5 protein-coding genes and 1 pseudogene are annotated in these 7812 nt (G+C 70.9%); 4 read left to right on the top strand and 2 right to left on the bottom strand.

What is annotated here, in order from left to right; genetic code table 11:
- A pseudogene (locus tag D7147_RS32770) lies at nucleotides 1-108 on the top strand (IS5/IS1182 family transposase); the annotation flags it as partial.
- 95 nt (nucleotides 109-203) lie between these two features.
- Here D7147_RS32770 and D7147_RS25505 read toward each other — a convergent pair.
- A complete protein-coding gene (locus D7147_RS25505) occupies nucleotides 204-3320 on the bottom strand; it encodes an amidohydrolase family protein (RefSeq protein WP_120681984.1) in 3117 nt (1038 codons plus the stop codon).
- A gap of 360 nt (nucleotides 3321-3680) precedes the next feature.
- Here D7147_RS25505 and D7147_RS25500 point away from each other — a divergent pair, with 360 nt between their 5' ends.
- The 3 genes from D7147_RS25500 (at nucleotide 3681) to D7147_RS25490 (ending at nucleotide 7261) form a co-directional block, all read left to right on the top strand.
- A complete protein-coding gene (locus D7147_RS25500) occupies nucleotides 3681-5078 on the top strand; it encodes an FAD-dependent oxidoreductase (protein ID WP_120681982.1) in 1398 nt (465 codons plus the stop codon).
- A 123-nt stretch (nucleotides 5079-5201) separates the two neighbouring features.
- A complete protein-coding gene (locus D7147_RS25495) occupies nucleotides 5202-6362 on the top strand; it encodes an NAD(P)/FAD-dependent oxidoreductase (RefSeq protein ID WP_120682034.1) in 1161 nt (386 codons plus the stop codon).
- Entirely contained in the window at nucleotides 6359-7261 is a 903-nt protein-coding gene (locus tag D7147_RS25490) for an RNA polymerase sigma-70 factor (protein WP_120682032.1), read from the top strand. The genes D7147_RS25495 and D7147_RS25490 overlap by 4 nt, the downstream gene beginning before the upstream one ends.
- 26 nt (nucleotides 7262-7287) lie before the next feature.
- Here D7147_RS25490 and D7147_RS25485 read toward each other — a convergent pair whose 3' ends face one another.
- Nucleotides 7288-7779: an isochorismatase family protein gene (locus D7147_RS25485; protein ID WP_120681980.1), complete on the bottom strand. Its 492-nt coding sequence runs from the start codon at nucleotides 7777-7779 to the stop codon at nucleotides 7288-7290.
- Nucleotides 7780-7812 lie beyond the last annotated feature (33 nt).

Here is a 7812-nt window from a genome sequence, read left to right as displayed (position 1 = left end):
TTCAACCGGCTCAAACAGTGGCGGGACCTGGCCACCCGCTACGCCAAACGCGCATCCCTCTACCGAGCCAGCCTCGTCCTCATCGCCGCCATCATCTGGCTTCCATGATCGGCAGGACAGGACCTAGACGTGCTCAGCCGCGCCTGACTCCCGGGTGGGAGCCGGACCCCGCGCTCCACGGGGCCCGGCACCGACCGGGGCGGTCAGCCCTCGGCGCAGCACGAGTGGCGGCCCGCCTCGACGTAGTGCGGGTCGTGCCACCAGTACCGGGCGTTCTCTGGATGCGCCGGCAGCGGCGGCAGCACCCTGTTCGCCGCGATCGTCGCCCTGGGTTCACCCGTGAACGGTGCGAGCAGCTCGTCAACGCTGTGCAGCACCCCGTTGACCATGGTCAGCCGCACGTTGGCCGCTTGGTCGATGTCGGTGAGCGGGTCGCCGCCGAGCACCGCTAGGTCCGCGTACCCGCCGGGCACGAGCTGACCGATCGGCTCCTCGAGGAACTCTCCCGCCGCCCGGGTGGCGGTCGTCAAGGCCTCGTACGGCGTGAGTCCGTACTTCACCATGGCGCGCAGGTTGAGGTGCAGGCTGACCGCGTTGAACGCGATGGGTGAGTCCGTACCGGTGAGCACCCGCCCGCCGCCGCGGATCATCGCCGCCGCCTGCGCGACCTGCCGGGCCAGGTTCTCCCGGTTGGCTCTCTGGTCGGTGGTCTGCGCGGCGGTGGCCGCGGCTTGCAGCGCGGTGTACTGCCAGGACGGGTAGAGCGTGCGGACCCGCCGGTCGGTGACGAGCGAGGTGTCCTCGCGCAGCAGCGTGTTCGCACCGAACAGGGTGGGGGTGCGGGCGGCCCGCGAGGTGTTGAAGATGTCGATGACGTCCTGGTACCCGGCACCGATCGCCGTGACGGTGCGGGAGTAGCCGAACCGGTTCGTCGCGCCGGTGTGCTCCATGCCGTCGCTGCCGAACGCGAACGCCGGGTAGTGGTAGTGCGAGGTGGAGTGCACACCCCGCCGGTGCGCCCACGCGACCACGGCCCGCTGCCATTCGACCGGCAGCCGGACGTAGGCCTTCATCAGGTCGTAGTCGAGCGCCCCGGCCCGCTCCAGCTCCAGCTCCAGCTGCCGCTCGTCGAAGGTCGGCCGCATGAAGTTGTAGTAGATCCGAGGCCCGTCCACGGCCTCACCGGTGCCGAAGTACCGCGGCCCGATCCGGGCACCGGACTGGATCGACTCCCGCTCCTCCACCATGTGATAGGCGGGGCTGCCGGGCGAGCGGGTGGTGGTCACGCCGAGGGAGAGCCAGAGGCGGTTCTGCCGGGCGCCGTAGGCGTAGCCCTGCATCTCCCGGTGGTGGTGCATGTCGATCAGGCCGGGGATCACCACCCCGTCGCGCGCGTCGACGAGCCGCCCGTCGCGACCCGGCCGGGACGACTCGACGGCGGTGATCCGATGCCCCTCGACCACCACATCCACGTCCGTGCGCAGCCGCCGGCCGACGCCGTCCCAGAGGCGTCCGGCCCGGATCACCGTACGCCCGCGCGGCCGGCTGTTGGCCCAGCTCAGACCGACCGGCACGGTACGGGGTGCGCCGCCGCCGGCCGACACCAGCCGCAGCCGCCCGTTGTTCAGGTAGAGCAGCCGCGTCGAGTCGCCGCTCCAGCTCGGCGCGTCGGTGACCTCGTTGGTCACCTGACGGGGCGGGCCGGCGAAGGTGCCGTCGGGGTGGACGTCGACCACCCAGAGAACGCTGGCCACCACGAAGGCCATCCGCCGGCCGTCGGGCGACCAGACCGGCCCGTCGTCGCCCCGGGTCTGGATCGACCGGTGCGGCATCGGGTCGACGTAGCGGGCGGCTCCGGACGTCCGGTCGACCAGCAGGATCTTGCTGAGACCCTCCCGGTAGCGGGCGGAGTAGGGCACCACCGCGGCGAGGGCGATCACCCGGCCGTCGGCCGACCAGGTGGGGCGGCCGGGTTCGAAGGTCGCGCCGAAGACCGGCTGTACCTGCCCCGTGGCCACTTCGACGGTGTAAAGCGCGCCGTTCTGGTCGAGGAACGCCAGGCGGTCGCTCTGCGGTGACCAGGTACCGGAGACGGCGGCAGCGTCCGGCAGATCGGTCAGCTGCCGCTCCGCGCCGGTGCGCAGGTCACGCAGCCAGATGTCCAACTTCCCGCCCCGGTCGGTGGAGTACGACAGGTACCGCCCGTCGGGCGACCACGCCGGGTCGCACTTCCACCACTGGTCGCGGGTGAGCGGGCGGGGCGGCTGCCCGATCGTCAGCAGGTAGATGTCGTTGAGCGCGCGGAAGGCCACCTGCCGGCCGTCCGGGGAGAGCACCGGGCTGCCGATGCCGACGACCGGCCTGCGGGTCGTCGAGTCGAAGTCGCGCCGCCGCTTGCGGTACCGGGGCGTGGCGACGGTCACCGGGGCGACGAAGCCGATGTCGTGGCGGCGGTCGCCGTCGAGCCGGCGACGCCGGATCCGGCCGTCCGCCGTGTAGACGAACTCGCGGTCCGAGCGCCAGGAGACCCGGAACGGGTAGGCGTCCTCGCCGGTGACCAGCGGCGCGTCGCCCCGCCACAGCTCGCTGCGGCCGTCGAGCAGCCGGTGGTAGACCAGGTCACGGCCGTCCGGGGTCCAGGCCGGGCTGTGCAGCACCGCGCCGGTCGGCCCGGTGACCGCGGTGCTCCGCGCGCCGCTTTCGACGTCGACCACGTCGATGCGGGTGTTCGCAACCACGAACGCGATCCGGGTGCCGTCCGGCGACCAGGCCGGCTCGTACTCCTCCAGTTCGCTGTCGGCGACGACCGCGGTCTGCCCGCTCTTCAGGTCGAGCAGGTGGATTCCGTAGCTGCCGGAGCGGTCGGAGGAGAAGGCGATGCGTCGCCCGTCCGGGGAGAAACGCGGCTCGCGGTGGTCGTACGGGCCGTGGGTGAGCTGCCGGAGACCGGAGCCGTCCGGACGGATCAGCCACAGGTTGAAGTTGCCGTCCCGGTAGGACTGGAAGGTGATCGTCGAGCTGTCCGGCGCCCACTCGGGCTGCGCGATGTCGAACAGGTCGCTGGTGAGCCGGCGGGCCGGACCGCCCGACGCCGGTAGCACCCACAGGACGCTGACCAGGTCCATCGCGATCGTCCGGCCGTCCGGCGAGAGCTGGGCCGCCACGTCGGTGCCCTGCCGCAGCGAGATCCGGCGTTCCCGGTCCGCCGTCTCGTCGTGCCCTCCGGCCAGCGCCGGGCTCGCGATCGCTACCCCACTCCCCGCGAGCGCCGCCGCGCCGGCCGTGCCTGCCAGGAGATCCCGTCTCCGTACGCCCGTCATCGTGCCTCCCCGCCGAAGCCTCCATCGAATATCTCCGATGGTTGTCCTGCTTCGGAACGCGGGGCAGCTCCCACTCGCCCGCCTGCGGCCAGCGGACCGGCAGCTGCGGCGATCGGCTCGTTTCCGGCGTTCAGCGGCACGCCGGCCGCCGAGCTCAACGCCCTGCGGGAACTCCTCCGACGCCACGGACCGCCCCAGGACCCCGCGGGGTAGGCGCTGATCATCCTCCTTATGGGTGCCATAAGTGCGACGAATAGCGGCGTGCAGCGACCGCCGACTAGCGTGAGTCGGGCATTTTGACCAGGTGCCCCTGACAACCCACCTGCGCCGCCGCCCGACATCTCCCAAGGAAGCGGAGCCATGAGCACCCCGAACCGCACGCTGCAGAGCGACATCCTCATCATCGGCTTCGGAAAGGGCGGTAAGACCGCGGCCGCCACCTTGGGCAGGTCCGGCAAGCGGGTCGTGCTCGTGGAGCAGTCGGAGCGCATGTACGGCGGCACCTGCCCGAACGTGGGGTGCGTACCGACGAAGGGCCTCGTGCACAGGTCGCAGCGACGCCGCCCCGAGGACCCCGCCCAGGACTGGTACGCGCGCTCCGTCCAGGAGGTCCAGCAGACCCGGGAGATGATGCGCCGGGGCAACTTCGACAACTTGAGCAGCATCGAGACCGTCACCGTGATCACCGGGCGGGCCTCCTTCGCCGACCCGCACACGGTCACCGTCGTCACCGGCGACGAGCACCTCACCGTCACCGCCGACACCATTCTCATCAACACCGGGTCCGAACCGGTCGTCCCCGACGTCCCCGGCCTCGCCACCAGCAGGTACATCAGGTCCAGCACCGACCTGATCGAGACGGCCACCCTGCCGGAGCGGCTCGCGATCGTCGGCGGCGGGTACCTGGGCATCGAGTTCGCCGCCATCTACCGCCGGTTCGGCTCGCAGGTCACCCTCTTCGAACGCACCGCCCGGATCCTCGGCCGCGAGGACGACGACGTCGCCGCCGTGGCCACGCACATCCTGGTCGACGAGGGCATCCACCTCGTCACGGCGGCCCAGGTGACGGAGGTGCGCGACGGCGACAACGGCGCGACGATCGGGTACGACAAGGACGGCGAGCAGCACACCCTCGAGGTCGACGCGATCCTCGCCGCCGCCGGCCGTGCACCGGCGACCCGTGACCTGAACCTGGCAGCCGCTGGCGTCCGCACCACCGCAGCGGGAGCGGTCGAGGTCGACGAGCACCTGCGGACGAGCCAACCTCACATCTTCGCCCTCGGCGACGTGCGCGGCGGGCCGCAGTTCACCTACCTCTCGCTCGACGACAGCCGGGTCGTCCTCGACCAGCTCACCGGCGAGGGCCTCCGATCCACGGCCGATCGCATCGTCCCCCGCACGCTCTTCATGACCCCGCCCCTGGCGACCGTGGGCATGACCGAACGGGAGGCCCGGAAGGCGGGACACCGGGTGAAGATCGCCCGCGAGGCGGTCGCGGAGATCGTGGCGATGCCCCGCGCGTACGCGGTGGAGGAGACCCGCGGCGTCATGAAGTTCGTGATCGACGCCGCCACGGACCGGATTCTCGGTGCCGCGATCCTCAGCATCGACGCTCAGGAGATCATCAACACCGTCGCGCTCGCCATGCGGCACGGAGTCACCGCAGCCGAACTCCGCGACGCCGTCTACACCCATCCGAGTTCGACCGAGGCGTTCAACGAGGTGCTCGCCACCATCGTGCGGGCCGACGAGCCGTAACAGCCCCGACCACCTGGGCCCAGCAGTCCCCACCAGGCACGCTGTGATCCACATCACCCCGGCTCACGATCCAGCCGCCCCACCCGTCTCGTGGTCGTCACCGACACGAAAGAGGGCGGACAGATGAACAGGATCGTGATTCTCGGCGCCGGGTACGCGGGCCTCATCACGGCGGTCAGCCTCGCCGGGCGCACCCGGCGGCGCGAGGACGTCCAGATCACCATCGTCAACGCGGAGGAGCGGTTCACCGAACGGTTGCGGCTGCACCAGACCGCATCCGGCCAGCGGCTCGCCGACCTGCGCATCCCGGAGCTGCTGGCCGGAACCCGGGTGGAGTTCGTACGCGGCTGGGTCACCGGCATCGACACCGCCGCCCACCGCGTCCGCGTCGACGACGGGCGGGAGATCGAGTACGACCGGCTGGTCTACGCGCTCGGCGCCACCGCCGACACCGACACCGTTCCCGGCGTCGGCGAACACGCGTACACGCTCGACAGCGCGCACGACGCCGAACTGCTCGCCCGGAAACTGGCGAGCCTCGGCCGCGGCACGGTGGTGGTCTGCGGCGGCGGGTTGACCGGCGTCGAGGCCGCGGCCGAGGTCGCCGAGCAGCACCCCGGCCTGGACGTGGTGCTGCTCGGCAGGCAGGAGCCGGGATCGATGATGGCCCCCAAGGCCAAGGCGCACCTGCACGCCGGTCTCGCCCGGCTCGGCGTCCGGGTCGTCAACGGCGTGGAGATCGTCAAGGTACGCCCCGGATCGGTCGACCTTGCCGACGGCACCAGCGTCCAGGCGGACGCCGTGCTCTGGACCAGCGGCGTGCGGGTGCCGGTGCTGGCCGCCGCGGCAGGCCTGCGGGTCGACGGCAGCGGCCGCATCGTCACCGACCCGGCGCTGCGCTCGGTGTCGCACCCGCAGGTCTACGCCGTCGGCGACGCCGCCGCGATCCAGCAGGGCTACGGGGTGCTGCACGGCACCTGCGGGAGCGGCCTGGCCAACGGCGTGCACGCGGCGACGTCGATCGTGCGGGAGCTCGACGGCGGAGAGCCCCGAACCTTCCGCTTCGGCTACCTCCACGCGGCCGTCAGCCTCGGCCGCCACGACGCGGTCATCCAGTTCACCCACCCCGACGACAGCCCGAAACGGTTCTTCCTGACCGGCCGCCCTGCGGTCTGGTACAAGGAGACGGTGAGTTCGATCGCGTGGCCGTCGTTCGGCCAGCTCAAGACGTTCCCCGCAATGGGAGCGTTCGTGTGGCGCCGCGGCGGCCGGTTCACCCGATGACCGACGAGCCGGGCGGTGGGGCCTTCGACAAGCACCGCAACCTGCTCTTCTCCGTCGCGTACCGCGTCCTCGGCGTCGCCGCCGACGCCGAGGACGTCGTGCAGGACACCTGGCTGAAATGGTCGGCGGCCGACCGCTCCCAGGTCGCCGACCCGAAGTCCTACCTGGTGCGGATCACCACGAACCTGGCGATGGACCGGCTGCGCTCGGCGCAGACCCGACGCGAGACCTACATCGGCCCGTGGCTACCCGAGCCGATCCTCACCAGCACCGACGCGGCCGACGACGTGGCCACCGCCGACACCGTGTCGATGGGGCTGCTGGTCGTGCTGGAGACGCTGACCCCGCTCGAACGCGCGGTCTTCGTGCTCAAGGAGGCCTTCGGTTTCACGTACGCCGAGATCGCCCAGGCCGTGGAGCGCTCCGAGGAGACCGTACGCCAGGCCGCGCACCGGGCACGCGGGCACGTACGAGCCCGCCGGCCGCGATTCCCGACCGATCGCACCCGCCAGCGGGCGGTCACCGAGCGTTTCCTCGCCGCCGCGGCGGGCGGCGACATCAACACGTTGATGCAGCTGCTCGCCCCGGACGTGACACTCTGGACCGACGGTGGCGGCAAGGTCCGCCAGGCGATCCGCCCGATCACCGGCGCGCAGCGGGTGGCCACCTGGTTCGCGGCGGTCGCGGTCCAGCCCTACCAGGGCATCGAACCGGTCAACATGGCCATCGAGGTGGTCGAGCTCAACGGGCAGGTGGGTCTGGTCTTCGGCGACGGTGGGCGGATCGTCGCCACCGTCACCTTCGACCTGAACGACGACGGCGTGATCACCGGCATCCACGACGTCGCCAACCCCGACAAGCTCCGCGCCGTCACTGCCCGGACGGTCCACCACCTCTAGAGGAATGAGTCCGAAGTGCGGGCTGGTCAGTGGTCGTAGGCGTCAGTGTTCTGCACCTTGCCGAACCGAGGAAAGATCTTCTCGATGGTGAAGTTGTGTTCCTCGGCGGCGAACCCGGACATCGCGTCGGCGACGAACTCCAACTCGTAGCCGTAGTCGCTGGCCGCCCGTGCCGTGGACTCCACCCCCATCGTGGTGACCAGCCCAGCGAGGACCAGTGTGTTCACCCCACGACTCTGCAACTGGTCGTGCAGGTCGGTGTTGTGGAATGACCCGATGGTGCGCTTGACCACCACAATGTCGTCGGGTTGGACCAGGCCATCGGCGAAGTCACTGCCGGGTGGCTGCTCAGACACGTTCGGCCGCTCCACCCGGACCAGAACCACCGGATGATCGTTCGCGCGGAACGCCGTGGCCAGCCGACCGCAGCGTTCAAGAACCTGTTGGCCGGAGTGGGGGGCAACAGGCAGAGCGATGATTCGCGGCATCAGGTCGATCAGTACGAGAGCGGTGGTCATGGAGATGATCATAATTGGCATCGTGACCCGTCC

The organism is Micromonospora musae (assembly GCF_003626545.1).
GTDB lineage: Bacteria > Actinomycetota > Actinomycetes > Mycobacteriales > Micromonosporaceae > Micromonospora > Micromonospora musae.
Note: the sequence above shows the minus strand (reverse complement) of the source record. Positions and strands in the feature narration are given on the sequence as shown.